General features: G+C 70.3%; 26 protein-coding genes and 1 tRNA gene. 18 read left to right on the top strand and 9 right to left on the bottom strand.

All coding sequences use genetic code 11. The annotated features are described in order from the left end of the window. Nucleotides 1–105: 105 nt before the first annotated feature. Complete coding sequence (locus ABD987_RS21725; protein ID WP_345396479.1) at nt 106–249, top strand: hypothetical protein; 144 nt, start codon at nt 106–108, stop codon at nt 247–249. Here the strand turns inward: ABD987_RS21725 and ABD987_RS21720 are convergent. Further along, the gene (locus tag ABD987_RS21720) at nt 246–1481 is read right to left on the bottom strand and encodes an MFS transporter (RefSeq protein WP_345396476.1); all 1236 of its coding nucleotides are present in this window, start codon (nt 1479–1481) and stop codon (nt 246–248) included. The two genes, ABD987_RS21725 and ABD987_RS21720, sit on opposite strands and share 4 nt — an antisense overlap. Before the next feature lie 98 nt (nt 1482–1579). Beyond that, nucleotides 1580–1661: transfer RNA gene (locus ABD987_RS21715), tRNA-Tyr, on the bottom strand. Nucleotides 1662–1842: 181 nt separating this feature from the next. Here ABD987_RS21715 and ABD987_RS21710 point away from each other — a divergent pair. Beyond that, on the top strand, nt 1843–2334 hold the full coding sequence (locus ABD987_RS21710; protein WP_345396473.1) for a YajQ family cyclic di-GMP-binding protein: 492 nt from the start codon (nt 1843–1845) through the stop codon (nt 2332–2334). A 3-nt stretch (nt 2335–2337) separates the two neighbouring features. Here the strand turns inward: ABD987_RS21710 and ABD987_RS21705 are convergent, their stop codons facing one another. Continuing rightward, complete coding sequence (locus tag ABD987_RS21705; RefSeq protein ID WP_345396470.1) at nt 2338–3051, bottom strand: hypothetical protein; 714 nt, start codon at nt 3049–3051, stop codon at nt 2338–2340. Nucleotides 3052–3278: 227 nt separating this feature from the next. On the opposite strand from ABD987_RS21705, the gene ABD987_RS21700 reads away from it, so the two are divergent. Both ABD987_RS21700 and rfbA read left to right on the top strand, forming a co-directional pair. Further along, entirely contained in the window at nt 3279–4427 is a 1149-nt protein-coding gene (locus ABD987_RS21700; RefSeq protein WP_345396467.1) for a sialidase family protein, read from the top strand. A 54-nt stretch (nt 4428–4481) separates the two neighbouring features. Then, nucleotides 4482–5366: a glucose-1-phosphate thymidylyltransferase RfbA gene (gene rfbA / locus ABD987_RS21695; RefSeq protein WP_345396464.1), complete on the top strand. Its 885-nt coding sequence runs from the start codon at nt 4482–4484 to the stop codon at nt 5364–5366. Nucleotides 5367–5694: 328 nt separating this feature from the next. On the opposite strand, the gene htpX is transcribed toward rfbA, so the two are convergent. Continuing rightward, nucleotides 5695–6546, bottom strand: coding sequence for a zinc metalloprotease HtpX (htpX, locus tag ABD987_RS21690; protein WP_345396461.1), 852 nt, complete (start codon nt 6544–6546; stop codon nt 5695–5697). A gap of 145 nt (nt 6547–6691) precedes the next feature. On the opposite strand from htpX, the gene ABD987_RS21685 reads away from it, so the two are divergent. From ABD987_RS21685 to ABD987_RS21630, 12 genes are all read left to right on the top strand, one after another. Continuing rightward, nucleotides 6692–7660 (top strand): YncE family protein, encoded by a 969-nt coding sequence (locus tag ABD987_RS21685; RefSeq protein ID WP_345396458.1) that lies wholly within the window; start codon nt 6692–6694, stop codon nt 7658–7660. Nucleotides 7661–7700: 40 nt separating this feature from the next. Beyond that, complete coding sequence (locus tag ABD987_RS21680) at nt 7701–8564, top strand: LLM class F420-dependent oxidoreductase (RefSeq protein ID WP_345396455.1); 864 nt, start codon at nt 7701–7703, stop codon at nt 8562–8564. 491 nt (nt 8565–9055) lie between these two features. Then, nucleotides 9056–10309, top strand: a complete 1254-nt coding sequence (locus tag ABD987_RS21675; RefSeq protein ID WP_345396452.1) for a class I SAM-dependent methyltransferase — start codon at nt 9056–9058, stop codon at nt 10307–10309. After that, the gene (locus ABD987_RS21670; protein WP_345396449.1) at nt 10306–11130 is read left to right on the top strand and encodes a sugar phosphate nucleotidyltransferase; all 825 of its coding nucleotides are present in this window, start codon (nt 10306–10308) and stop codon (nt 11128–11130) included. The genes ABD987_RS21675 and ABD987_RS21670 overlap by 4 nt, the downstream gene beginning before the upstream one ends. Further along, nucleotides 11127–11774: a PIG-L deacetylase family protein gene (locus tag ABD987_RS21665; protein WP_345396446.1), complete on the top strand. Its 648-nt coding sequence runs from the start codon at nt 11127–11129 to the stop codon at nt 11772–11774. Before ABD987_RS21670 ends, ABD987_RS21665 begins: the two co-directional genes overlap by 4 nt. A 7-nt stretch (nt 11775–11781) precedes the next feature. Continuing rightward, nucleotides 11782–12804: an NAD-dependent epimerase/dehydratase family protein gene (locus ABD987_RS21660; RefSeq protein WP_345396443.1), complete on the top strand. Its 1023-nt coding sequence runs from the start codon at nt 11782–11784 to the stop codon at nt 12802–12804. Further along, on the top strand, nt 12804–14069 hold the full coding sequence (locus ABD987_RS21655) for a DUF4910 domain-containing protein (protein ID WP_345396440.1): 1266 nt from the start codon (nt 12804–12806) through the stop codon (nt 14067–14069). Before ABD987_RS21660 ends, ABD987_RS21655 begins: the two co-directional genes overlap by 1 nt. 64 nt (nt 14070–14133) lie before the next feature. Beyond that, nucleotides 14134–15378, top strand: a complete 1245-nt coding sequence (locus tag ABD987_RS21650) for an MATE family efflux transporter (protein ID WP_345397489.1) — start codon at nt 14134–14136, stop codon at nt 15376–15378. Further along, nucleotides 15375–16322, top strand: coding sequence for a glycosyltransferase family 2 protein (locus ABD987_RS21645; protein WP_345396437.1), 948 nt, complete (start codon nt 15375–15377; stop codon nt 16320–16322). The genes ABD987_RS21650 and ABD987_RS21645 overlap by 4 nt, the downstream gene beginning before the upstream one ends. Next, nucleotides 16319–17500, top strand: a complete 1182-nt coding sequence (locus ABD987_RS21640) for a polysaccharide pyruvyl transferase family protein (protein ID WP_345396434.1) — start codon at nt 16319–16321, stop codon at nt 17498–17500. The genes ABD987_RS21645 and ABD987_RS21640 overlap by 4 nt, the downstream gene beginning before the upstream one ends. Then, nucleotides 17497–18048: a dTDP-4-dehydrorhamnose 3,5-epimerase gene (gene rfbC / locus ABD987_RS21635; RefSeq protein WP_345396431.1), complete on the top strand. Its 552-nt coding sequence runs from the start codon at nt 17497–17499 to the stop codon at nt 18046–18048. Before ABD987_RS21640 ends, rfbC begins: the two co-directional genes overlap by 4 nt. Continuing rightward, a complete protein-coding gene (locus ABD987_RS21630; protein WP_345396428.1) occupies nt 18045–19367 on the top strand; it encodes a glutamate-1-semialdehyde 2,1-aminomutase in 1323 nt (440 codons plus the stop codon). The genes rfbC and ABD987_RS21630 overlap by 4 nt, the downstream gene beginning before the upstream one ends. A 72-nt stretch (nt 19368–19439) precedes the next feature. On the opposite strand, the gene ABD987_RS21625 is transcribed toward ABD987_RS21630, so the two are convergent. After that, a complete protein-coding gene (locus ABD987_RS21625; RefSeq protein ID WP_345396425.1) occupies nt 19440–19649 on the bottom strand; it encodes a hypothetical protein in 210 nt (69 codons plus the stop codon). A 19-nt stretch (nt 19650–19668) separates the two neighbouring features. Between ABD987_RS21625 and ABD987_RS21620 the strand changes: the two genes are divergently transcribed. Both ABD987_RS21620 and ABD987_RS21615 read left to right on the top strand, forming a co-directional pair. After that, nucleotides 19669–19866, top strand: coding sequence for a PASTA domain-containing protein (locus tag ABD987_RS21620; RefSeq protein ID WP_345397486.1), 198 nt, complete (start codon nt 19669–19671; stop codon nt 19864–19866). Nucleotides 19867–20493: 627 nt separating this feature from the next. Further along, nucleotides 20494–21831, top strand: a complete 1338-nt coding sequence (locus ABD987_RS21615) for an HNH endonuclease signature motif containing protein (RefSeq protein ID WP_345396422.1) — start codon at nt 20494–20496, stop codon at nt 21829–21831. Here ABD987_RS21615 and ABD987_RS21610 read toward each other — a convergent pair. The 4 genes from ABD987_RS21610 to ABD987_RS21595 form a co-directional block, all read right to left on the bottom strand. Further along, nucleotides 21756–22574, bottom strand: coding sequence for a hypothetical protein (locus ABD987_RS21610; protein ID WP_345396419.1), 819 nt, complete (start codon nt 22572–22574; stop codon nt 21756–21758). The two genes, ABD987_RS21615 and ABD987_RS21610, sit on opposite strands and share 76 nt — an antisense overlap. 73 nt (nt 22575–22647) lie before the next feature. Then, complete coding sequence (locus ABD987_RS21605; protein ID WP_345396416.1) at nt 22648–23271, bottom strand: phosphatase PAP2 family protein; 624 nt, start codon at nt 23269–23271, stop codon at nt 22648–22650. A gap of 59 nt (nt 23272–23330) precedes the next feature. Continuing rightward, on the bottom strand, nt 23331–24548 hold the full coding sequence (locus ABD987_RS21600) for a glycosyltransferase (RefSeq protein ID WP_345396413.1): 1218 nt from the start codon (nt 24546–24548) through the stop codon (nt 23331–23333). Beyond that, nucleotides 24545–25744 carry an O-antigen ligase family protein gene (locus ABD987_RS21595; RefSeq protein WP_345397483.1) on the bottom strand — a complete coding sequence of 400 codons (1200 nt, stop codon included), beginning with the start codon at nt 25742–25744 and terminating at the stop codon, nt 24545–24547. Before ABD987_RS21595 ends, ABD987_RS21600 begins: the two co-directional genes overlap by 4 nt. Nucleotides 25745–25746 lie beyond the last annotated feature (2 nt).

Below are 25746 nucleotides of genomic sequence, written 5' to 3'. Positions count from 1 at the left end.
GGTGAGCGAAGAAGGAGCATCCACGGTAACCGCATCGTCACCGGCTGTCGATAGCGTCAATCGGGAAACCCTCCAATGCACGAATCCTCCGGAAGGCAGCCCCTCATGAACACGACGATTTCCTCGCACCCGGCCTCGCGCGGCAACGAGTGGACCCGGCGGCACGGCAACGAATGGACCCGGTTCCATGGCAACGAGTGGGGCCCCGGAAACGAATGGAACCGGCACGGGAACGAGTGGGGCCGCTAGGCCGCCTCACGCTCGGCACTGCCGATCAGCGGCGCGCGGCGGGCCCGGTCCCACGCACCGCCCGCCGCGACGGCCGCGAGCACACCGAGCCCGCCGCACACCGCGACGACGGCCGAGGCGGGCAGCAGGGTCGCGGCCAGCCCGGCCAGCGCGATGCCGAGTCCCTGGCTGGTCTGCAGCGCGGTCGCCGCGAGCCCGTAGGCCTGGCCACGGTGCGCGTCGGGCACCGCGCGCACGAACGCCGCCGACGCCGGAAGGTGGTAGGCGCTGGCCAGGCCGGACACCGCCCACAGCAGCGCGGTCACCGCCAGCCCCGGTTCGGCCGCGCAGACGAGCAGCGGCGCGCAGGCCGCGATCGCCAGCGGGGTCAGCAGGCGTGGCCGCAGCGCGGTGGGGAGCCGCCGCACGATCAGCATGCCCACCACGGCCCCGGCTGGTCCCGCCGCGAGCAGCACCCCCACCGCCCGCGCCGTGCCGCCGACCTGCGCGGCGTAGGGGGCGGCCAGGCCCTCCACGGTGATGTAGAGGCCCGCCACGCACGCGAGGCCGACGAGCGCCCGCAGCCGAGGAGTCTCGGCGACCAGCCGGGCCCCCGCGGTCAGGTCGCCCCACCACCGGCGCGGCCCGGGGCCGGTCGCGGAGCGGGCCGCGGGCGCGGGCCGGGCCAGTAGCCCGGCGCGGAGCACGACGGCGGACACCACGAACGACGCGGCGTCGGCGAGCAGTGCCTGTGACGGTCCGAGCGCCGCGGTCAGGGTGCCACCCATGGCGAACCCGGCGACCTGCGCGAGCTGCACGACGATGTCGACGATCCCCTTGCCGAGCACGTATTCGTCCTCGCCGGGGAGCACCGCCGCCAGCGTCGCGGCCCGCGCGGCGTTGCCGGGTGCCCCCGCGGCCTGCACCAGCACCAGCAGCGCCGCGACGACGACGAGCGGCAGCCCCGGGATCGCCATCGCGACGAGCAGCGCCGCCCGGAGCAGGTCGGCGACGATCATCACCGCGCGGCGGGGCCACCGGTCGGCGAGCCCGGACAGCAGCGGCCCGGCCAGCACGTTCGGCACGTACGTCAGCGCGTACGCCGCCGCGGTCCACCCGGCGCTGCGGGTGCGCTCGAAGACCAGGACGCTGAGCCCGACCCTGGCGACCTGGTCCCCGGCGACGGAAACCACCACCGCCAGGAACAGCGCCCGGAACTCGGCGCGCGCGAACACCCGCCCCTTGTCTGTCATGTCTCCAGTGTGACCATCCGCCCACCGAGAGCAACCAAGCCGGGGAGACCAGACACGAAAAAGCCCCGGTGCGTGGGCACCGGGGCTTTCCGTCAGCGTGGCGAGTGAGGGATTCGAACCCCCGAAGGCAGTGCCGTCTGATTTACAGTCAGATCCCTTTGGCCGCTCGGGCAACTCGCCATGGCCGGACGAACCGGCCGAGGGAAAGCATACCCAACCGGTACCGGCGTCCCCTACCCGGGGTACACCCGGCGACGGGCGTCCGAACCCGCGTATACCCCGTCGCGTCGGGCGGCCGGGACGCGGCCGGGTGGGGCTAGGCTGGTGGCCCCTGACAAGCGAGCACGAGGTGTGAGAACACGTGGCGGATCCCTCTTTCGACGTGGTGAGCAAGGTCGATCGCCAGGAGGTGGACAACGCGCTGAACCAGGCGGGCAAGGAGTTGTCGACCCGGTTCGACTTCCGCGGCACCGGGACCTCGATCAACTGGGCGGGCGAGGAGGCCGTCGCGATCGAGTCGGAGACCGAGGAGCGCGCGCTGGCGGCGGTCGAGGTGTTCAAGGAGAAGCTGATCAAGCGCGGCATCTCGCTCAAGGCGTTCGAGGCGGACGAGCCCGCGCTGTCGGGCAAGATCTACAAGATCAGCGGGAAGATCCTGCAGGGCATCGCTTCGGACAAGGCCAAGCAGATCGCCAAGTTCATCCGCGACGAGGCGCCCAAGGGTGTGCAGGCGCAGATCCAGGGCGACCAGCTGCGGGTGTCGGGCAAGAAGAAGGATCACCTGCAGGAGGTCATCAGCCTGCTCAAGGGCAAGGACTTCGAGATCGCGCTGCAGTTCACCAACTACCGGTGAGCTTCAGGACGCGGTGAACGTCCACTTGGCGGCGGCCTCGATCTGGACGTAGCAGGGGCCCTCGACCGGGATGGTGTCCCGGAACGGCGGGCGCTGGTTGACCGCGAGCCTGCTACTGGAGTCGGTGGTGACCCAGACCGCGAGGTGGAAGTCACCGGTCGCGTCGAGCGCGGCCCTGTGCACGCCGCCGGGGATTTTGAGCACCGATTCGGCCTTGCCGGACAGCGCCTTGCCCGGCTCGGCGACCGGCAGGCTCCGCGCGTCGGCGATGGTCAGTGTCCACGCGGAGTTCGCCCGGATCGTGAGTGTCCTGGTCGGCCGGTGGGCGTGCGGCGACATGTTGATCCAGTGCGTGCCCCGGTACGAGCCGATGGCGTTGACCAGCGAATATTCGTCACCGTCGGTGTTCACGAAGACGTTGCTCACGCAGTTCGGGCACTCGAAGGTGACGAATCCCGGCTGGTCGCCCGGCCAGGAGATCGGGACGCTCGCGTTGCCCTTGCCGCTGTGGGTTTCGGGCGGCAGGTCCGCGGGCGCCGGCCGGGCGGGCGAGGGCGGCGGGGACGGCGGCATCGGCGGCGGCGTGGCGATCGCGCCCGAGCCACGCCCGCCGATGAGGTGACCGAAGCCGGTGGGGCCGTCCGCGCAGGCGGCCGTCGTCCCGAGCGCGAAGAGGGTCAGCACGCATCCAGCCCAGCGGCGGACGTTCCTGGTCAAGACGGTGTTTCCCCCTCATGAGCCGCCGGTCGGCCCGTGAGATCTTTCGCCGGGTCCCGGTCCCGCGTTACCCGCACGGACCGTGTCCCCGTTCACCCTTTCGAATCACGTGGTTTCCTCGGACGAGCGAAATCCCGCGACCCGTGTAGCTGCGCCAAACGCGGTGTCGATGTCTTTCCCGAAGTGCGTGGTGTAATCACGCCGCTACTGCGTGGAGAGGGTTCGAGATGCGCCGGTTCAGACTTCTGTTCGCTCTCCTGTTGTCACTGTCAGTGAGTGCGGCGACGCTCAGCCCGGCGGGGGCGGCGGAGCGCAAACAGCTCATCCCCGGCTTCGGCAACTACGCGCGGCTCATCCGGCTGGACCATTCGCCGGTCGGCCGCGGGCACATCCTCGCGTCGCTGAGCAGCGAGGACGCGAACGGCAAGTTCACCCCGATCATGGAAAGCACCGACGAGGGCACGACCTTCCACAAGCTCAGCGAGATCCGCGATCCCGACGGCCGGTCCGGCATGTGCTGCGGCACCCTGTACGAACTGCCGCAGCGCGTGGGGCATCTGCGCGCGGGCACTGTGCTGTGGGCGGCCAGCTACCGGCACGACGCCGGGCCGCAGCGCCGGATCGGCATCAAGATCTGGGCCAGCCGCGACGGCGGGCGCAGCTGGAACTTCCTGTCCGAGGCCGCGCGCTCGCACAACCACGACGGCATCTGGGAACCCGAGTTCACCATCGACGCCGGTGGCACGCTGTGGATGCACTACGCCGACGAGACGCAGGCGCCGCAGTACGCGCAGGTACTCAACCGGGTCGCCTCGACCGACGGCGTGAACTGGGGCACCAAGCAGCTGACCATGGCGATCCCGCCGCACCGCGTCCGGCCCGGCATGCCGATCATCCGGCGGCTGCCCGACGGGCGGTACTACTTCGCCTACGAGATCTGCAACTACGGCGACCGCTACTGCGACCCGTACTACAAGATCTCCGCCGACGGCGCGAACTGGGGCGATCCGGCCGACCCCGGCACCAGGGTGGTGACCGCGAACGGCAACTACTTCCAGCACGCGCAGACGATCACGCTGTTCCCCGGCGGCCCGCGCGGGGTGCGGATCGTCATGGTCGGGCAGATCTACACCAACGCCCAGGGCGCCCCGCAGTCCGGCAACGGCCAGGTACTGCTCGCGAACGACAACCTCGGCGCCGGCACCTGGTACGAACTGCCCGCACCGGTGCACATCACCGGCATCCACAACAACTTCTGCCCCAACTACAGCTCGACCCTGCTGCCGGTGGACAACGGGAAGAACGTGCTGGAGATCGCCACCGAGAACAACGACGGCTGCAAGGCGTACTTCGGCAAAGGCCCAGCGTTTCCCTAGCCGCGGCCAGTAGGGTCTGGCCTCGGCCCTACAGGTGTCGAGCGGAGGAGCGGGATGAAGGGGATCGTGCTGGCGGGGGGCAGCGGGACACGGCTGCATCCGATCACCCAGGCAGTCTCGAAGCAGCTGTTGCCGGTGTACGACAAGCCGATGATCTACTACCCGATCTCGGTGCTGATGCTGGCCGGGATCCGCGAGATCCTGATCATCTCCACCCCGGCCGACCTGCCGAACTTCCGCAGGCTGCTCGGCGACGGCAGCCAGTACGGGCTGGCGCTCTCCTACGCCGAGCAGCCCAGCCCCAACGGGCTCGCCGAGGCGTTCGTGATCGGCGCGGACTTCATCGGCGGCGACGAGGTCGCGCTGGTGCTCGGGGACAACATCTTCTACGGCCAGGGGTTCCGGGGCAGGCTGTACGAGGCGGTCTCCACACTGGACGGCTGCGTGCTGTTCGGGTACCCGGTCAAGGACCCCGAGCGCTACGGCGTCGGCGAGGTCGACGCGGACGACAAGCTGGTGTCCATCGAGGAGAAGCCGGAGAAGCCCCGGTCGAACAAGGCGATCACCGGGCTGTACTTCTACGACAACCAGGTCGTGGACATCGCGCGCGGGCTCCGGCCGTCACCGCGCGGGGAGCTGGAGATCACCGACGTCAACCTCGCCTACCTGCGGCAGGACCGGGCGCGGCTGGTCGATCTCGGCCGGGGTTTCGCCTGGCTGGACACCGGGACGCACGACTCGCTGCTGGAGGCGGGCCAGTTCGTACAGGTGCTGGAACACCGGACCGGGGTGCGGATCGCGTGTCTGGAGGAGATCGCGCTGCGGATGGGCTTCATCGACGCCGACCAGTGCTACGCGCTGGGCTCGAAGCTGGCGAAGTCCGGCTACGGCGAGTACGTGATGAACGTCGCCCGGACCGCGGGGGCCACCGGCGGCTGAGCTACTGGTGACAGTGCTCCGGAACGGGCCTTTCGGGCGGCAAGCACGCTCCCCGCATGAGCGAGGCTGATCCCGCCTGGCGGTCGGGCGCCGACCAGTGGACGGAGACGTTCCGGACAGCGGGGCCCGAACGCCCCAACGTGGCATTGGGTGCGTTGGACGCACCGAACGCCACATTGGGGCGCACGACCGCCGGGCTTCGTGAACCGCGGGGCGACCAGCGCCTGAAGTAGCGAACTCGCGTACCTGGACGGTCGACTCGCGTACCTGGACGGTCGGCTCGTCGGCCGACCCTCTGGGTACGCGAGTTCGCCGGAACGCGCGCGGGTCAGTAGGGGCGCTTCGCCATTTCTTCGAGGCGGCGGATGCGGTCCTGGATGGGCGGGTGGGTCGAGAACATCTTCGACAGGCCCTCCCCCGGACGGAACGGGTTCGCGATCATCAGGTGGGACTGCGAGACGACGGCGGGCTCGGGGGCGAGCGGCGCCGCGCGAGTCCCGCGTTCGAGCTTCCGCAGCGCGGAGGCGAGGCCGAGCGGGTCTCCGGTCAGCTCGGCGCCGGAGGCGTCGGCCTGATATTCGCGGGAGCGGCTGACGCCCATCTTGACGATCGCGGCGGCGATCGGGCCGATGAGGACCAGCAGCAGCGAGACGAGCGGGTTGCCGTCGCGGTTGTTGCCGCCGAAGAACAGCGCGATGTTCGCGATCACGGTGATGACACTGGCCAGCGCGCCCGCGACGCACGAGATGAGGATGTCGCGGTTGTAGACGTGGGACAGCTCGTGCCCGAGCACGGCCCGTAGCTCCCGCTCGTCGAGCAGGTCGAGGATGCCGGTGGTGCAGCAGACCGCCGCGTGCCGGGGGCTGCGGCCGGTGGCGAACGCGTTGGGTGCCTGCGTGGGGCTGAGGTAGAGCCGCGGCATCGGCTGTCGCGCGGTGGTCGCCAACTCGCGCACGATGCGGTACATCGCGGGCTGCTCGGCCTGGGAGACCGGCCGCGCGTGCATGGCGCGCAGGGCGAGCCGGTCGGAGTTGTAGTAGGCGAAGGCGTTCATGCCCAGTGCCAGTACGAGCCCGATGATCAACGCGCCGCGGCCGAAGAACCCGCTGATCACGATGATGATCGCGGAGAGCAGGCCGAGCAGGAGCGCGGTCTTCAGCCCGTTGTGGTGTTTGTGCACGAAGCTCGCCTCCTTCCCCGCGAACTCGCCGGTTACTCACCGGAAACAACGCGATCGGGCGATCCGAAGTTCCTTCGCGTGCTCCTCGCCCGGGTTAGGGTCGAACGGCAAGGCGAGGGTTCCACCCTTCTTCGCGGAGGCGCCGGTGCGTGGTCGGGAACTGAGCAGGCGCGGCCTGTTCACGCTGGTCGCGGCGGGCGCGGGCGCCGTGGCCGGGGCGGTCCCCGCACGGGCCGGGCAGGCCGTGGCGGTCGACGTCGGGGGCGCGCCGGCGGCGGTCGCGGTGAATCCGCTCACCGGCCTCGCCTACGTCTCCGACCCGGCCACCGGCTCGGTCGCGGTCATCGACGGTTTCAGCGCGACGCTCACCGCGGTCGTGCGCACCGGCGGCTCCCCCGGCGAGGTCGCCGTGGACCCGGTGGCCGACCGGGTCTACGTCGCCAATCCCCCGGCGGGCACCGTGCTGGTACTCGACGGGCGCACGCTCGAGGTGGTCAGCGTGATCGGCGCGGGCGCCGGGACGTCGTCGCTCGCGCTGGACGAGCACACCGGCCGGATCTACGCGGTCAGCGGCACGACCGGCGCGCTCGCGGTGCTCGACGGGAACAGCGCCACCCTGCGCGCCACGGTGGACGGCCCGGTGGGCGGGCTCGCCGGTATCGCCGTCGACAGCGGGCGCGAGCTCGCCTACTGCACCAGCGCGGAGACCGGCTCGGTGGAGGTCTTCGACATCGGCCGGACGAGGTTCACCGGGAGTGTCCGGGTCGGGCCGTCGCCGACCGGGGTGGCCGTGCACCAGGCCAGCGGCACCGTGTACGTGGCGAACTCGGCCATCCACCACATGTCCATTGTGGACTCGTCGACGCGGAGCGAGCGCGCGACCGTGTTGCTGCGCAGCGAGTCCTCCGCGGTCGCCGTGCACCAGGGGACGAACACCGTCTACAGCAACGGCGGCAGCAACGGGCTGGTCAGGATCGACGGCACGGCGGGTGTGCTCAGCGGCGAGCTCACGCTCGGTGTCAACCCCGGTGACGTCGCCGTCGACCAGCGGACGCGGACGGTGTTCGTGACCGATCCCCTGCACGGCCGGGTCTCGGTGATCCGCGACTTCTGAGCGCCACGAATGGTGCTACTCCAGGTATACGGTCGGCGAAATGGAACTGGGACTACACGTACCGAACTTCACCTGGGCGAACGGGCCCGCCGCGCTCGGCGCGGATCTGGCCACCCTCGCCCGCACCGCGGACCAGGCCGGTTTCGGCTACCTCTCCGTGATGGACCACTTCTTCCAGATCCCGTCCGTCGGCCCGGCCGAGCACGAAATGCTGGAGGCGTACACCACGCTCGGCTTCCTGGCCGCGCACACCGAACGCGTCAAGCTGCTGACCCTGGTCACCGGCGTGATCTACCGCCACCCCGGCGTGCTGGCGAAGGCGATCACCACGCTGGACGTGCTCTCCGGCGGCCGCGCGGTGTTCGGCGTCGGCGCGGGCTGGAACGAAGAGGAGTCGCGCGCCCTCGGCTTCGAGTTCCCCTCCACCAAGGAGCGCTTCGAGCTGCTGGAGGAGAACCTCCGGTACGTCCGGCAGATGTGGGACGAGGGCGACGCGCCGTTCACGGGCAAGCACTTCGAGGCACAGCGGTTGCTCAACGTGCCGCAGCCGCTGACCCGGCCGCGCCCGCCGATCCTGATCGGGGGCGGCGGCGAGAAGAAGACCCTGCGGTTCGTCGCCCAGTACGGTGACGCCTGCAATCTCGGCGACAGCCCGGAGCTGGAACACAAGCTGACCGTGCTCAAGCAGCACTGCGAGGACGTCGGCCGGGACTACGCGGAGATCACGAAGACCGTCGCCCGCGTCCTCGACCTCACCGCCAAGCCCGCCGACCTGCTCGGACATCTCGAACGGCTGCACGGTCTCGGCATCGACGCCGTCTTCGGCGTGCTCACCGGGGAGCCCGATCTGGCGGCGCTGGAACGGCTCGGCAGCGACGTCATCCCCGCCGCCGGAAAGTTCTGAGAAAAATCCGCCGAACCATGTATCTCCCGGGCCGGGCCCCCCTCCTGTCTTGCATAGAGGGGTGAGGCTGGGGGTGCGCTGAAGGGGACCTTCCCCGCAAGGGGGATCGAGGAAGGTCCCCTTCAGTACGTCCGCGGCCCGGTGGCCAGGGGGGCCGGGCCGCGGGCCCGCCCGGTCCGGCGCGAAGGGGGAGCTCGCGTCGCCGGTGCGGGGAGGGGGGCTTCTGTCGTGGGGACGCGACGGGAGTCCCCCTTCTTCATCTCCGGGAACGCGGCCGTTACCGGGCCGGAACCGGACCGTTGCGCTGCCGGGTGAACAGGCCCCGACGACGCGGTTCGGCCGACGCCGGCTACGGCAAGCGGCGGTATCCGGGGCCCCCACGTACGAAACGCGGGTGATGCGCCCGAACCCCTTGTAACGGGTACGCCGAGGGCAGCGAACCTATGGGCGACGCGGCCGGTTCCGGCGGCGAAAACGGGAGTTGCCCACTCATGACGAATTGCAGGTTGTGCGGATCGGCCGGAATGGCCAGTGTCGTCGATCTGGGCGCCACGCCCCCCTGTGAACGGTTTCTCACCGCGGCACAACTGGATGAACCCGAGGCGACCTATCCGCTGCATCTGCGTGTCTGCACGGAGTGCTGGCTCGCGCAGCTGCCGCCGTTGATCACCCCGGAAGAGACCTTCACCGAATACGCCTATTTTTCGTCGTTTTCCACCTCGTGGGTGGAACACGCGCGCCGGTTCGTCGAGGGCGCGCTGCCGCGGATCGACCGCGCCACACCGTTCGTGGTCGAGGTCGCGAGCAACGACGGCTATCTGCTCCAGCACGTCGTCGAGCGCGGGATCCGCTGCCTCGGCGTCGAACCCTCGGCGAACGTCGGGCAGGCCGCGCGGGACAAGGGCGTGCCGACGGTCACCGAGTTCCTCGGGCCGGACACCGCGGCCGCGATCCGCGCCGAGCACGGCCCGGCCGATCTCGTGGTGGCGAACAACGTGTACGCGCACATCCCCGACGTCCTCGGCTTCACCCAGGGCCTGCGCACGCTCGTCGCGGACGACGGCTGGGTCTCGATCGAGGTGCAGCATCTGCTCACGCTGATCGAACTCAACCAGTACGACACGATCTACCACGAGCATTTCCAGTACTACACCGTGGAATCCGCGCGCCGGGCGCTGGCCACCGGCGGGCTCACCGTGACCGATGTCGAACTCCTGCCCACCCACGGCGGTTCGATCCGGTTGTGGGCCCGTCCGGAGGCGGTCGCGGGCGGGCCGAGCGCGCGGATGACCGACGTGCTGGCCAGGGAGAAGGCCGCCGGGCTGCACGAACTGTCCGGGTACACCGAGTTCGCCGAGCGCGTCGCGCGCGTCCGGCTCGATCTCCTCCACTTCCTCATCGAGGCCGCGCGCGCGGGCAAGACCGTCGTGGGGTACGGCGCGCCGGGCAAGGGGAACACCCTGCTCAACCACTGCGGTATCCGTCCCGATCTGCTGGCCTACACGGTCGACCGCAACCCGTACAAGCACGGCCGGTTCACCCCTGGCACGCGGATCCCGGTGCTCCCGCCGGACCGCATCGACGCGGACCGGCCGGACTACGTCCTGGTCCTGCCCTGGAACCTGCGGGCGGAGCTGACCGCCCAGCTGTCCTATGTGGACGAATGGGGCGGGAAACTGGTCTTCCCCGTTCCTTCCCTGGAAATCGTCGAGCCACGGCTCGCAAACGTCGAGGTGACGTCGTGAAGGTAGTGCTCTTCTGCGGCGGGTACGGGATGCGGATGCGTAACGGCACCGCGTCCGACGTGCCCAAGCCGATGGCGATGGTCGGACCGAGACCCCTGATCTGGCACGTGATGCGGTACTACGCGCATTTCGGGCACACCGAGTTCGTTCTCTGCCTCGGTTACGGGGCACACCACATCAAGGAGTTCTTCCTCCACTACGAGGAAACCGCGTCGAACGACTTCGTGCTGCGCAACGGGAAACCCGAGCTGCTCTCCACCGACATCTCCGACTGGTCGGTCACCTTCGTGCAGACCGGCATCGAGTCCGCGATCGGGGAACGCCTGCGCCGCGTGCGCCCGTATCTCGGCGACGACGAGATGTTCCTCGCCAACTACGCTGACGTGCTCACCGACGCGCCGCTGCCCGAGATGATCGAGCGGTTCTCGCGCTCCGACGCCGGTGCGTCGATGATGGTCGTGCCGCCGCAGTCCTCGTTCCACTGCGTCGAGATGAACGAGGCCGGGATGGTCGGCGCGATCACCGCGGTCAGCGAGATGCCGCTGTGGGAGAACGGCGGCTACTTCGTGCTGCGCCAGGAGGTCTTCGACCACATCCCCGAGGGCGGCGACCTCGTCGCCGACGGCTGTGGGGAGCTGGCCAAGCGCGGCAGGCTGCTCGCCTACCCCTACCGCGGGTTCTGGAAACCGACCGACACGGTGAAGGAACGGTACGCGCTCGACGACGGCTACTCGCGCGGCGTGCGGCCGTGGGCGCTCTGGGAAACCACCAAGCGGGAATCCACCACCTGGGAAAACCGCGAACGGGAGCGCACGGCGTGATCCGGCTCGGGGCCGGACGGCTCGACGGCATCGTCGCGCTCGGCGCGCACTGCGACGACATCGCGATCGGCGCGGGCGGCACGCTGCTGGCGTTGTGCGCCGCCCGGCCCGGCCTGCGGGTCGACGCGCTCGTGCTCTCCGGCGGCGGCACCGAACGCGAGGACGAGGAGCGGGCCGCGCTCGCCGCGTTCTGTCCCGGCGCGGACCTCGGTGTCACGGTGCTGAAGCTCCCGGACGGGCGGCTGCCCACCCACTGGGAAGAGGCGAAGAACGCGCTCGAAGAACTGCGGCGCCGCACCGACCCCGGCCTCGTTCTCGCGCCGAGAACCGAAGACGCGCACCAGGATCACCAAGGGCTCGCGAAGCTCGTCCCGACGGCGTTCCGCGATCACTTCACGCTCGGCTACGAGATCGTCAAATGGGACGGCGACCTGGGCAGGCCGTCGGTGTACCAGCCGCTCTCGCCGGAGCTGGCCGAGCGGAAAGTCCTTTTGCTGCAAGAACACTACGCCTCCCAGCGGCATCGGCCCTGGTACGACCGGGAGGCGTTCCTCGGGCTGGCCCGTATCCGCGGCATCGAATGCGGCGCGCGGTACGCGGAAGCCTTCGACGCCAAGAAGCTGCTCCTCGACCTGGAGGGTTAGAAAAGCCATGCGTGTACTGCTGACCGGGCACCAGGGTTACCTGGGCACGGTGATGGCGCCGGTGCTGACCGCCGCCGGACACCAGGTCGTCGGCCTGGACTCCGGGCTGTTCGCGGGATGCCTGCTGGGCCCCGCGCCCGGGGACCCCGCCGGGTTCGAGGTCGATCTGCGCGACGTCACCGCGCAGCACGTGTCCGAAGTGGACGCCGTGATCCACCTGGCCGCACTGTCCAACGACCCGCTGGGCTCGCTCGCGCCGGAGCTGACCTACGACATCAACCACCACGCGTCCGTCCGGCTCGCCCAGCTCGCCAAGGAGGCCGGGGCGCGACGGTTCCTGTACGCCTCGACGTGCTCGGTCTACGGCGCTTCCGGTGGCGACGGCCTGGTGGACGAGGACGCCCCGCTACGCCCGGTGACGCCGTACGCGGAGTCGAAGGTCCGCGTCGAGGACGACGTCCGCGAGCTCGCCGACGACGACTTCTCCCCGGTCTTCATGCGCAACGCGACCGCGTTCGGCTACTCGCCCCGGCTGCGCGCCGACATCGTGCTGAACAACCTGACCGCGCACGCCCACCTGTCCGGCGAGGTGCTGGTGCTCTCGGACGGGACGCCGTGGCGGCCGCTGGTGCACGCCGCGGACATCGCCCGCGCGTTCACCGCCGCGCTGGACGCGCCGCGGGAGGCCGTGCACGCCAAGGCGTTCAACATCGGGACCGAGCGGAACAACGTCACCGTCGCCGAGATCGCGCGGGAGGTCGCCGAGGCCGTGCCCGGCTCGACGCTGCGGATCACCGGCGAGGCGGGCGCCGACCCGCGTTCCTACCGGGTGGACTTCTCGCGCTTCCGCGCGGCGGTCCCCGGCTTCGACTGCGACTGGTCGGTCAAGGACGGCGCGGTCGAGCTGATCGGCGCCTACCGGAGGTTCGGACTGTCCAAAGCGGACTTCGAGCGGAAGTTCACCCGGCTCGCGTGGCTGAAGGACCGGGGCGAAGAGGGACTCGTCGACGACACGCTGCGGCGCCGGTGATGAGAACCGGGGCGGAGATGCACGCGCTCGTCGAGCGCCTGTACCCGATCTGCCGGAGCATCACCGGCGACGGGGTGCGCCGCACCCTGGACGTCATCGGCGAGCACCTCGCGCTCGAACGGCACGAGGTGCCGACCGGAACGCCGGTGCTGGACTGGACGATTCCGCGGGAATGGAACATCCGCGACGCCTACGTCGCCGACGGCACCGGCCGCCGGGTGGTGGACTTCGCCGAGCACAACCTGCACGTCGTCGGCTACAGCGTCCCGGTGAACCGGCGGATGCCGCTGGCCGAGCTGCGCGAGCACCTGCACACGCTGCCCGACCATCCACAGTGGATTCCCTACCGGACGAGCTACTACGCACCCACGTGGGGTTTCTGCCTGTCCCAGGAGAAGCTCGACGCGCTGCCGGAGGCGGAGTACGAGGTCGTCATCGATTCGACCCTGGCGGACGGCGGTCTCAGCTACGCCGAGCACGTAGTGCCGGGCACGGTGACCGACGAGGTGATCGTCTCCTGCCACGTCTGCCATCCGTCGCTGGCCAACGACAACCTGGCCGGGATCGCCGTCGCGATCTCACTGGCCCAGGCACTGGCCGAGACGAAACCCCGGTACACCTACCGGTTCCTGTTCGCGCCCGGCACCATCGGCTCGATCACCTGGCTCGCCCGCAACGCCGAGCGCATCGACAGGGTCAAGCACGGGCTGGTACTGGCCTGCGCGGGTGACCCCGGCCCGCTGACCTACAAGGAGAGCAGGCGCGGGGACGCCGAGATCGACGAGGTCATGCGGTACGTGCTGCGTGAACGTCCACATCGGACGGTCGAATTCTCGCCGTACGGCTACGACGAGCGTCAGTTCTGCTCGCCGGGCTTCAACCTCGGCGTCGGCTCGCTCACGAGGACGCCGTACGCGGGCTATCCCGAGTACCACACGTCGGCGGACAACCCGGGCTTCGTCTCCCCGGAGGCGATGGAAGACACCCTGGCCGCGCTCCAGGACGCCGTCGGCGTGCTGGAGCGCAACCGCCGCTACGTCAACCTGAGCCCGTACGGCGAACCGCAACTGGGCAGACGTGGCCTGTACGACTCGCTCGGCGGGCGCAGCGACGCGAAACAGGCGCAACTGGCGATGTTGTGGGTGCTCAACCTCTCCGACGGCGAACACAGCCTGCTCGACATCGCCGAGCGTTCCGGGCTGTCGTTCGACGTCGTCGCCGTCGCGGCCCGTGCCCTGCACGACGCCGGCCTGGTCAAGGAGTGAGCCGGTGACCGCCGTCGGGGAGCGGCCGAAGCGTTCGCTGCTGCGGTCCGGTGCCGTCCGCGCCATGGCCGGGCGGCTGAGCTGGGGGCTGGGCGATCAGGCCGTGTCCAGCCTGACCAACTTCGTGGTGGGCATGTTCGTGGCCCGCTCGCTGGGCCCGCACGCGTTCGGCGTGTTCAGCATCGCCTGGGTGACCTACGGCGTGCTGCTCAACGTCTCGCGCGGGCTGGCCACCGACCCGCTGATGGTGCGCTACAGCGGGGTGTCCACATCGGACTGGCGGGCGGCGGTCGGCCGGTCCTCGGGCACCGCGCTCGCGGTCGGATGCGTGTCGGGAGTCGGCAGTCTCCTGGCCGGGCTCGCCATCGGGGGCGCGGTCGGGCACGCGTTCCTCGCGCTCGCGCTGGCGCTGCCCGCGTTGCTGCTCCAGGACAGCTGGCGGTTCGCCTTCTTCGCCGCGGGCGAAGGACGCCGGGCGTTCACCGCCGACGCCATCGCCGCGGTCGCGCTGATCCCGTCGATGTTCGTGGCGGCGCATTTCCGCAGCGTCGTCGCTTTTCTGCTGGCCTGGGGCGTGGCGAGCGCGGTGGCGGCCTGCTTCGGCCTGCTCCGCACCGGAATCGTCCCCCGGCTGGGCGCCGTCCGCGGCTGGGTCGGCGAGCACCGCGACCTCGGGCCGCGGTACCTGATCGAGAACGTCAGCAACAGCGGTGCCTCGCAGCTGCGCGCGTACGGGCTCGGCGCGATCGCCGGGCTCGCCGCCGTCGGCACCGTGCGCGGCGCGGAACAGCTGCTCGGGCCGTTCCTCGCGCTGCTGATGGGGCTTTCGCTGGTCACCGTCGCCGAAGGGGCGCGGGTGCTGCGCCGCTCCCCGCACCGGCTGCGGCTGTTCTGCGCGCTGCTCGGCACCGGCCAGGCCGCCGCCGCGTTCGCCTGGGGACTCGGGCTGCTGTTCCTGCTGCCGGATTCCTGGGGCCGCTTCGCGCTCGGCGAGGTCTGGACGACGTCCTCGCAGCTGATCCTGCCGGTGACCTTCTCGGTCGTCGGGGCGAGCCTCAGCACGGGCGCGGCGGCGGGCCTGCGCGCGCTCGGCGCCGCGCCGCGAAGCCTGCGTTCCCAGCTCGTCGCGTCGACCTTCTACCTGGGCGGCGGACTCGTCGGCGCCTTCCTCGGCGGCGCGGTCGGCTCGGCATGGGGTGTCGCCACGGCCACGCTCACCGGGTCGGTCGTCTGGTGGTACCAGCTGCACGCCGGGCTGCGTGAGTACGTCCCGCCGAAGACTTCTTCTGAGGAGATGACCTCGTCATGACCGCTCTTCCCCGGCTGAGCCTCGGCCTTCCCGTGTACAACGGCGAGGAGTACCTGGCCGAGTCGCTCGACGCGCTGCTCGGACAGTCCTACGGCGACTTCGAACTCGTCATCTCCGACAACGCCTCGTCCGACGGGACCGAGGAGATCTGCCGTCAGTACGCGGAGAAGGACACGCGGATCCGGTACGTCCGGCAGCCGGTCAACATCGGCGCGACCCCGAACCACAACTACCTGTTCGAGGTGTGCCGGACCGAGCTGTTCAAGTGGGTCTCGCACGACGACCTGTACGGCAGGGACCTGCTGCTGCGCTGCGTCGAGGCGCTCGACGAGCGGCCACACATGGTCGTGGCGCACTGCGGCACCGCGATCATCGACGGCGCCGGGGAGGTGACCCAGGTCTTCGACTACCGCATCAGAACGGACTCGCCGTATCCGCCGGACCGGTTCCTGAGCCTGCTGTTCGAGCCCGGCGGGGACGACTTCTACGGCGTGATCCGCTCGGACGTGCTGCGCCGCGTCACGCCGATGAACAGCTACCACCACGCGGACCGGACCTACGTCGCGGAACTGGCCCTGCACGGCCCGTTCCACCAGGTACCCGAGCTGTTGTACTTCCGCCGCGACCACCCGCACCGGGCAGAGCGGGCCAACCCGACCATCCGGAGCCGGTGTGCGAATCTGGACCCGCGGCGCGCGGACCGGCTCCGGAATCCCGCCGTCCGCCTGCTCGGCGAGTACGTGCTGGGCTTCGTCACGGCGATCCAGCGCGCCCCACTGTCCACTTCGGAGCGTCGGCAGTGCTACCGGCACCTGTGGACGTGGGCGTCGAGCCGGGCCCGCGCCCGCGGCGAGCGGATCGAGGACCGGGCGCCCACGGCGACCCCCGAGGAAGCGCTGACGGTGGGCGCGCTCGTCGCCGGGCAGGAAGGGCGGATCGCGTGACCACCCGCGTCGGTGTGTTCGGGCTGCTGGGCTCGGGCAACCTCGGCAACGACGGCTCGGCGGACGCGGTGCTCGCCTACCTGCGCGCCGAGCATCCCGACGCCGTCGTCAGCGCGTTGTGCGGCGGGCCCGAGTGGGTCGGCGCCCGGTACGGGATCGCGGCCACCCGGCTGAACTGGTACCGCGACGAGTACCGGACCGCGTCCGGGGTCCGCTCGATCGCGGTGAAGGGCTTCGGCAAGCTCGTCGACATAGTCCGTACCGCACGGTGGGTCCGCCGCCAGGACGCGGTGATCGTGCCGGGCATGGGCGTGCTCGAAGCCACCCTTCCCCTGCGGCCCTGGGGCTTCCCGTACGCACTGCTGTTGCTCTGCGCGTCCGGGCGGCTGCTCGGCACCCGCGTGGCGCTGGTCGGCGTCGGTGCGAACGTGATCGGCCACCGGGCCACCCGCGTGATCGTGCGGACGGCGGCGCGGCTGGCGGCCTACCGGTCCTACCGGGACGAACTGTCGCGGGACGCGATGCGGACCATGGGCGTCGACGTCGCGCGCGACCAGGTGTACCCGGACCTCGCCTTCGCGCTGCCCGTACCGGAGGTGACCACCGAGTTCGGGACCGTGGGTGTCGGGGTGATGGCGTACTCCGGCGGGAACGACGACCGGGCCCGCGGCGAGGAGATCCACCGCGACTACGTCGGCAAGCTGACCCGGTTCGTCCGGTGGCTGGCCGGCAACGGACGGTCCGTGCGGCTGTTCATCGGCGACCAGGCGGACACCGAGGTCGTGGACGCGATCCTCGCCGCGGTGGACTCGCCGCTGGTCACCACGAGTCCGATGTCCACTTTGGATGAACTGATGGCCGCGATGGCGAGCGTGGACACCGTGGTGGCGACGCGCTACCACAACGTCCTGTGCGCGCTGAAGCTCGCCAAGCCGACCGTCGCGATCGGCTACGCGAAGAAGAACGACGTGCTCATGGCGGAACTGGGACTCGGCGAGTTCTGCCAGTCCGCCCGCGCCATCGACCTCGACCGGCTGATCGCGCAGTTCACCGAGCTGGAAAACCGGTCCGCCGAGCTGCGGGCCACACTGGCCGAACGCAACGCCGCGCTGACCGAGCGGCTCAAGCACCAGTTCACCGCACTGTCCACTGTGGTGCTCCGAAAGGACCGCCGATGAAGGTTTCCATGGTCAGCACGATCGCCGGCGCCTGCCTCTTCGAGCCGACGCCCCATGCCGACGAACGCGGCTTCTTCAGCCGGACCTTCGACGCCGAGGTCACGCGGTCCGCCGGGATCGACCCGGACGCCTTCGTCCAGGACAGCGTGTCGCGCTCCCGCAGGGGGGTACTGCGCGGCCTGCACCTGCGCTCGGGGCGGGGCGAGGCGAAGCTCGTGCGCTGTTCGTACGGGGAGATCTTCGACGTCGTGGTGGACCTGCGGCCCGATTCGCCGACCTACCGCAACCAGGAGTACTTCCGGCTGTCCGGGGACACCCAGGTTTCGCTCTACATCCCCGCGGGATGCGCGCACGGGTTCCAGGCGCTGACCGACCCCGCCGACGTGTCGTACCGGATCGACCGGGAACACGACCCGGCGGAAGACGTCACCATCGCCTTCGACGATCCCGAACTCGCCATCCCCTGGCCGCTTCCGGTGACCATGGCGTCATCGCGCGACCGCAAGGCACCGAAACTCATCGACGTGATCGGGGGAAAACAGACATGACCGAGCACCGTCCGCTGCCGCGCTCAGCGGAGGCGAACGAACGGCTGCACGCGGCGATTCCCGGCGGCGCGCACACCTACGCCAAGGGGGACGACCAGTATCCCGAGAACCTGGCGCCGGTGATCTCGCACGGCGAGGGCGCCCACGTCTGGGACGTGGACGGGAACGAGTACATCGAATACGGGTCGGGATTGCGCTCGGTGAGCCTCGGGCACGCGCACCCTCGCGTGGTCGAGGCGGTGCGGCGCGAGATCGGCCGCGGCGGCAACTTCGTCCGTCCGTCCATTGTGGAGGCAGAGGCCGCGGAGCGGTTCCTCGCCGCGGTGCCGACCGCGGAGATGGTGAAGTTCGCGAAGAACGGATCCGACGCCACCACCGCCGCCGTCCGGCTGGCGCGCGCGGCCACCGGCAGGCCGCTGGTGGCCGTCTGCGCCGACCACGCGTTCTTCTCGGTGGACGACTGGTTCATCGGGACCACCGCGATGCCGGCCGGGATCCCGGCCGAGACGACCGCGATGACAGTGTCGTTCCCCTACGGCGACCTCGACGCCACCGAGGAGGTGCTGCGGGCGCACGAGGGCCGGATCGCCTGTCTGATCCTCGAACCCGCGACGCGGACCGAGCCGGCGCCGGGCTATCTCGCCGGGCTGCGCGAGCTGGCGCACCGGCACGGCTGCGTGCTGGTCTTCGACGAGATGATCACCGGCTTCCGCTGGTCGGATGCTGGCGCGCAAGGGCTTTACGGTGTCCAGCCCGACCTTTCGACGTTCGGGAAGGCACTGGGCAACGGGTTCGCCGTCTCGGCGCTGGCGGGACGGCGCGAGCTGATGGAACTGGGCGGGCTGCGTGACCAGCGCGAGCGCGTCTTCCTGCTCTCGACCACCCATGGCGCGGAAACCCACTCGCTGGCCGCCGCGATGGCGGTGTTCGACACCTACGCCGAGGAAGGCGTCACCGCGCGGCTGCACACCCTCGGCGGGCGGCTCGCCGCCGGGGTGCGCGAGGTGGCCGAGGGCGCGGGGGTCGGTGAGCACGTCCTCGTCCTGGGGCGGGCGAGCAACCTCGTGTTCGCGACGCTGGACGAACAGGGCGAGCCATCGCAGCCGTATCGGACCCTGTTCCTGCGGCAACTGCTCACCGGCGGCGTGATCGGACCGTCCTTTGTGGTCAGCAGCGCGCTGACCGAGGCCGACATCGACCGCACCGTAGACGTCGTGGCGCAGGCGTGCACCGTGTACCGGAAGGCACTCGACGACGGCGACCCGGCGGCGTTCACCGGCGGGCGCTCGGTGAAACCGGTGTTCCGGCGCTTCGCCTGAGGCCGCGTCACCGGTTTCCCTGGCAGACGTACTCACTCGTCCGGGCGGTAACGCTTGTCACCTCGAAGCCGACTACGGAAAGAGGAAAACGCCGCCAGGAGGGGACACCGTGGGATTCTCGTCCGCAGCCCGGAAAGCCGTGCCGGTGATCGCCCTCGCCGCCGTCGTGTCCGGCTGCACCATGCCCGGACCGCCGCGCTCTCCGGCGAGCACGACCCCGGCGGCACCGACCGCCCCGGCGAGTCCGGCGAGCACGCCCAGCGCGTCGGCCAGGTTGATCACCGTTCCCGACGTGTCCGGGATGAACCACCAGCAGGCGCAGGACGCCATGCAGGCGGCCGGGCTCTACAACCTCCGCGAGGTGGACGGTAAGGGGCTGGGACGCGCGCTCGTCGTGGACCGGAACTGGGTGCAGGTCGGACAGGATCCGGCGGCGGGCACGAAAGTCCCGCCCGGCACGGTGATCACCCTGACCGCGGTGAAGTACACGGATCGCTGATCCGTCCGACGCACGTCACCGGCCGGGTCAATGTCCGCGTCCTGGCGGGTTCTCTCGCTCCGTCTTCTCCTTCTTGCCCAGAACGCCATCCCGATGCCGACGGCCAGGCAGACCGCCCCGGAAACGCCGAGGACGAGCACAACGGTCCGAAGGAAGTTCAAACCCTCCGGACACGGACTCAGGCGCGCGACCGGCGACTTGCCAGGGCTGAAGACAATTCCGCAGCGAGGGGCGTCGCGACCGCGGGGGCCGGCGGGAAGAATCCCGGCCACCACCGCGCCCACCAGTAACGTACATCCGAAGCCGATAAGACGGCCAGAAGCTGTCCACTCGTCCGCGGGCTTCGGCTGCTCAGACTGATCGCGGTGCGGTCTGCTCATCCCGGCTACACACCTTCCCCGTTCGCCGCACACCTGATACCCCTCAGATGTCAGGCGCGGGCCCCAGAACCCGCATACCGGCGCGATAGGAACCTTAGCCCTCCAGAGCGGTCCTCTTCGAGAGCGTGAACCAGCTCACGTCAGATGTTCCAGCCTCCTGGGCCGGCGCGACCAGGTGAGATACCAGAACTTCAATTCACTCATTCGTGTCGAACGTATGTGCGAGTGTCTGCGGTAAGCTGGGGGTGTGTCCAGGAACCTGTCCACCCAGGAACCGCCACCACTGTGGCGGTTGTCCGGTCGCGAACTCGCCGATGAGGTGCGTACGCGACTGGAAGCCCTGTGGCGTCTGGACGCCGAACTCGGTCAGCTACTGATGGAGGTCGATTCTCGCGGGGTGTCCGAGCTGTACGGCTACGGATCCACCGCGGCATGGTTCGCACACATGGGGCGGATGTCGCGTGGTGAAGCCAAGAAGCATCTTGATCGTGCGCGTGGACTGAATCCTGGTCGTCACGTCGACGGTACCGAAACACCCGCCGCCGCGCCAGCAACCGGAGCAGCCGCACTCGCCGGAGAGATCGGACCACACCACACCAACCGGGTTCTCCTTTTCCTGAAGAAGATCCCAGTAGGTATGTCCGAAGAGGACAGAAACAACGCGGAGAAGATCCTGGTGGAGCTGGCACGTCAGGCGACACCACACGAGGTCGACAAAGCCGCCGACGAGATCCTGGCCCGCATGGACCAGGACGGGAAAGAACCGAAGGACCCAGACCCCTCCGAACGCAAACCCGAACTGCGGATGCGGCAACGGAAGGACGGCTGGTTCGATATCGACGGACAGCTCGACCCGATCACCGGGACCCGGCTGAGCACCATCCTCGACCCGCTGGCAACTCCTCGGCCTGCAGGGGAAGACAAGTGGCCCGACCTACGGACCACGTCCCAGCGCTACGGGGAAGCCTTCGGCGAAGCGATCGCGATGCTGGCCAACGTCCCGGACGTACCCGGCGGCGACCGCGCCCACCTGGTAGTCACTGTCGGCCTGAACGACCTCAAGACCAAGCTCGGCACCGCCTGCCTGGACATGGTCAGCGAACTCACCGCCACCGAGACACGCATGCTCGCCTGCGACTGCCAGATCATCCCAGCGGTACTGGGCTCGAAGGGTGAGCCACTCGACCTGGGCAGGGCCAAGCGTTTGGTCATCCCGGCACTGCGCAAAGCACTGATCATCCGAGACGGCGGCTGCTCCTTCCCCGGCTGCCACCGAAAACCCAGACACTGCGACGCCCACCACCTGATCGCCTGGGCACACGGCGGACACACGGTGCTCCGCAACCTCGTGCTGCTCTGCTCAGCGCATCATCGACTACAGCACAGTTCACCGTGGACAGTCCACATCGCCGAAGACGGACTACCCACCTTCATCCCGCCCGACTACGTGGACCCCTTACGCAAGCCCAGACGCAACAACCTTCACGTCGCGGGCCAGCCGATCCCGGCTCAGCAGACGTACCAGTCGCCGCGTGCCGCCGGTTTCCCGGAACCGGCCGGGGCCGCGGTGAAGGTGAGGCAGTAGCGCTTCGAGTCGGTGGCGAGGAACCGGAGATACCCCGAGTTCCCGTCCCGGGCATAGGTGAAGAAGAGGCCGCCGCCACCCGAGGCGGCGACCTTGCCCAGCGAGCTGAACGGCCCGTCGTTGTCCGCGACATACAGCTCGTAGCCCCAGCCGATCACCAGCAAGGTCTTTCCCCGGTCACCCCAGCCCGCCGTGAAATGAGTCTTCTCCCCCATGTTCCCGTTCTTGATCTCGCAACCCCGGTAGGAGCCGCTGTAGACGGGGTGCGCGGTGGGGCCGCAGTCGCCGAGCCCGCTCTCCTCGGAGGCGGGCGGGGCCACCGGAGACGACCGGGCCGGGGGCTGGCTCACCTGCGCGGTCGCCGAGCGCGACGGTTGCGCGGGTGGGGCTGACGACGGTGCAGGAGTCGGCGTGACCGGAGACGGCGAACTGGCCGCCTCCGGTCGTTCGGCCACCGGCTGCCGCGCGGACAGCCGCTCGTGTTCCAGGGAGACGAGAACGGCCGCGGCCACGAGGACGACGAGGAGAATCGTGCCCAGCAGCCACATCGGGCCCGAGCCGGACCTGCCCGCCGGCTGGTGGATGTGCACGTCCGACTTTTCCACCGGACCGTGATAGGCGGGCCCCACGGTGGTGTCGCCGTGCTGCTTCTCGATCTGCACCACGGCGCCCTTCACCCTGGACGCGCTGTTGCCCACCCCCACCGTGCGGGTATCCGCCCCGGTGTTCCTCTCCTCCGACATGTCTCCCCCTGAGCATTCGGCGCAAGACTTTGGACCCAACGGCCGTGTCTCGATGCTCAAGGTTAGCGACTGATCATCCAGCGTGACGGCGAGGCTGGTCCGCGACACGGTCCACGGCCCACGCCACCGTGAGCATGACGGTCAGTGCCACGAAGAACCCGCCCAGCGCGTCCGTCGGGTAGTGCGCGCCGAGCGCGACCTGCGCCCAGCCCATCAGCAGCCCGGCGAACAGCGCGAATCCCAGCAGCAGCGCCACGGCCGCGGTCCGGCCCAGGCGCTCGGCGAACAGCAGCGCGATCACCACCGCCAGCGCCGTCGCGAAGGCGGTGTGCCCGCTCGGGAAGGACAGGTAGTGCTCGTGGATCATCCGTCCGGCAACGGGTTTCAGCACGCTGGTCACCCCGACCGTCACGATCACCCCGGCGACCGCGGCCACCGCGAGCCGGGACCGGCGCCGCCACAGGCACACCGCGACCACGACGGCCACCAGCAACGGAGCGCCCCATGGCTCGCCGCCGAAGTCGAACACCAGCGCCACGTACCGCAACGGCGGTTCGACACCGTCGACGACGGGCAGGATCGCCGCGTCCACGCCACCGGCCGAGGTCTCGCCCGCGAAGACCACGGCGAGCACGAAAACCACGAGTACCCCGAGAACCGCCAGCACGAGCGCCGGAGTACGCAGCAAGGGCGGCAACGCCGCGGGTGTGGACGCGACAGCGTCGAAAGCCCTGCGGGCACCGTCTCGTAGCTCGGTCAGCGGAAGCTCCTCGCCCGGCCCGCACCGCCGGACGAGGCGTGCGCGGCGATCGCGGCGGCGTACCCGGCGACCAGCCGGTCCAGTCCGACCGACGGCGTGAAGCCCTTCTCGTAGCGCAGCCTCGCCGCTTCGCCCATCGTGCGGTTGCCCGCCGAGACGATCCGCCGCAGGCACTCCGCGAGCGACGCCGGGTCGTCCGGGCGGTGCAGCAGGCCCGTCTCCCCATCATCGACCAGTTCGGTGAAGGCACCGTGAGCCGACGCCACCGCCGGCACGCCCGCGGCCATCGCCTCGACCACGACCAGCCCGAACGCCTCCAGCCAGGACGACGGCGCGACCACCGCGGCGGCGTCCGCGGTCAGCGCCCGACAGTCCTCTTTGGACTTCAGGCCGACGTATCGGACGTCGTCGCGGCCCGCGGCCCAGCGCGAGACGTCGTCGGCCAGCGGGCCGGTGCCCGCGAGGACCAGCGGCAGCCCGAGGCCACCGTCGGCCGCCACGAGATCCCACGCGGACATCAGCGTCCGGACACCCTTCTCGGCGGTGATCCGGCCGAGGAACAGGAGGTGCGAGCCCGTGCCGGACCGGCGGACGCCGGGATCCGGGACGAAGTTGTGCTTCACGGCCAGCCGCTCGGCGGGCATCCCCGCCGCCACCAGTGTGGCGCGCTGCGCGGCCGAGATGCAGAAGAACCGGTCGACCCCGGACCACCAGCGCCGCCGGTTCACCACCGCGCTCACCGCCATCGGCGCCGTCGCGACCGCCGAGCCCCGGTAGCAGCCGTGCCGCACGGCGGGCAGTGGCGGGCCGCCGACGCAGTCGGTGCAGACGCGCCCGTCGCGGTAGAGCGTCCCCGGCGGGCAGACCATCGCGTAGTTGTGCAGCGTCGCGACCACCGGCACCCGCGCGTCCGCGCACGCGGCCACCACCGACGGCGAGAACAGCGGGAACGTGTTGTGCAGGTGCACCACGTCCGGGCGCTCGACCCGCAGCCGCGTCCGCAGGTCCCGCCGCGCGGCCGGGTTCCACGGCACCAGCAGCGGCACCGCGGCCTTGCGCGGCAGGGACATCGCCGCGATGTCGTCGCTGCGGCGTTCGGCGAGCGCGACCCGGTGCCCGCCCTCGGCCAGCAGCGCCACCTCCTGGTCGACGACGGCGTTCTCGCCGCTCGGCTGTTCGGACCGGTAGCGGTTGTGCACCACCAGGACCTTCATCGTGCCTCTCCCCCGGGAACGAACTCGTCCCTGTCGATGTCCGGGCCACGCGCCAGCAGGGACGCCGCGACCGCGAGGTGCAGCAGATACGGCGAGGCGTCGCCCAGCCCGGCCTCGGTGTAGGAGGCGCTCAGGCAGTAGGTGATCAGGAACAGCGCGCACGCCCGCTGCGGCGACGGCGGACGCAGCATCGCGACGACCACCAGCACCAGCAGGAACAGCGCGACCAGTGCGATCCCGATGAAGCCCTGCTCGTGGTAGACCGCGAGCCAGCTGCTGTCGATCGGCAGACCGGCGTAGGACTTGTCGGTCAGCCCGACGCCGAAGAGGTAACCGAAGGCCGAGCGCGGCGCGTCCAGCAGCGCGTCCCACACCTTCGCGCGGCCGGTCAGGCTGGAGAAGTTGTCCGCGCTCTGCCCGCGCAGGAACCACGCCTCCAGCGCCGAGGCCAGCACGACCGCCGCGAACCCGACCACCAGCGTGCTCCAGGCGAACACCTTCCGCGCGCGGACGCTGGTGAGCAGCAGCGAGCCGAGCGCGACCGCCAGCCCGGCGACCAGGCCGAGCGTCGCCGTGCGGGTGTGGGTCAGCAGCAGCAGGCCGAGGGACGGGACGACGACGGCGAGCGCGCTCCACCGGTCGGTGCGGCGGGCGAGCCAGAGCAGCAGCGAAAGCCCGGCGATGACCGCCGCGTACTGGCCGACCTGCGGCGGGGTGAGCGGCCACACCGCGCCGGAGAGCCTGCCACCGTAGATGTCCGGGAACGCCTTGCCCGGCGCGACGACGAGCCCGATCGCGACGGTCACCAGCACGGCGCCGTACGCGCGGATGTGGTGCCGGACGAACGCGACACCGCCGTCCCACCACCGCGTCAGCAGCCACAGCGTGGCGAGGAAGACCGAAAACCGGAAGCAGCGGAACAGCGCGCCGAGGCCCGACTGGAGATCGGCGCTCGCCACGACGCTGGTGACCAGCAGGAACGTGAGCAGCAGCAGATAGGCGCTGGGCCGGATCCGGATGCGCGGGTTGAGCAGCAGCGCCAGCACGAACGCCGTCATCAGCGAGCCCATGGTGACCAGCTGGCTCACCGAACGCGGCAGCGGGATCACCGTCTGCGCCCCGGTCGAGCCGAGGGTGTTGACGATCAGCAGCGTCCACGCGGCGCCCACCAGCTTCGGCGGCCTCGGCTCGTCCACAG

Source organism: Amycolatopsis samaneae (assembly GCF_039541975.1).
GTDB classification, from domain to species: Bacteria; Actinomycetota; Actinomycetes; order Mycobacteriales; family Pseudonocardiaceae; genus Amycolatopsis; species Amycolatopsis samaneae.
Note: the sequence above shows the minus strand (reverse complement) of the source record. Positions and strands in the feature narration are given on the sequence as shown.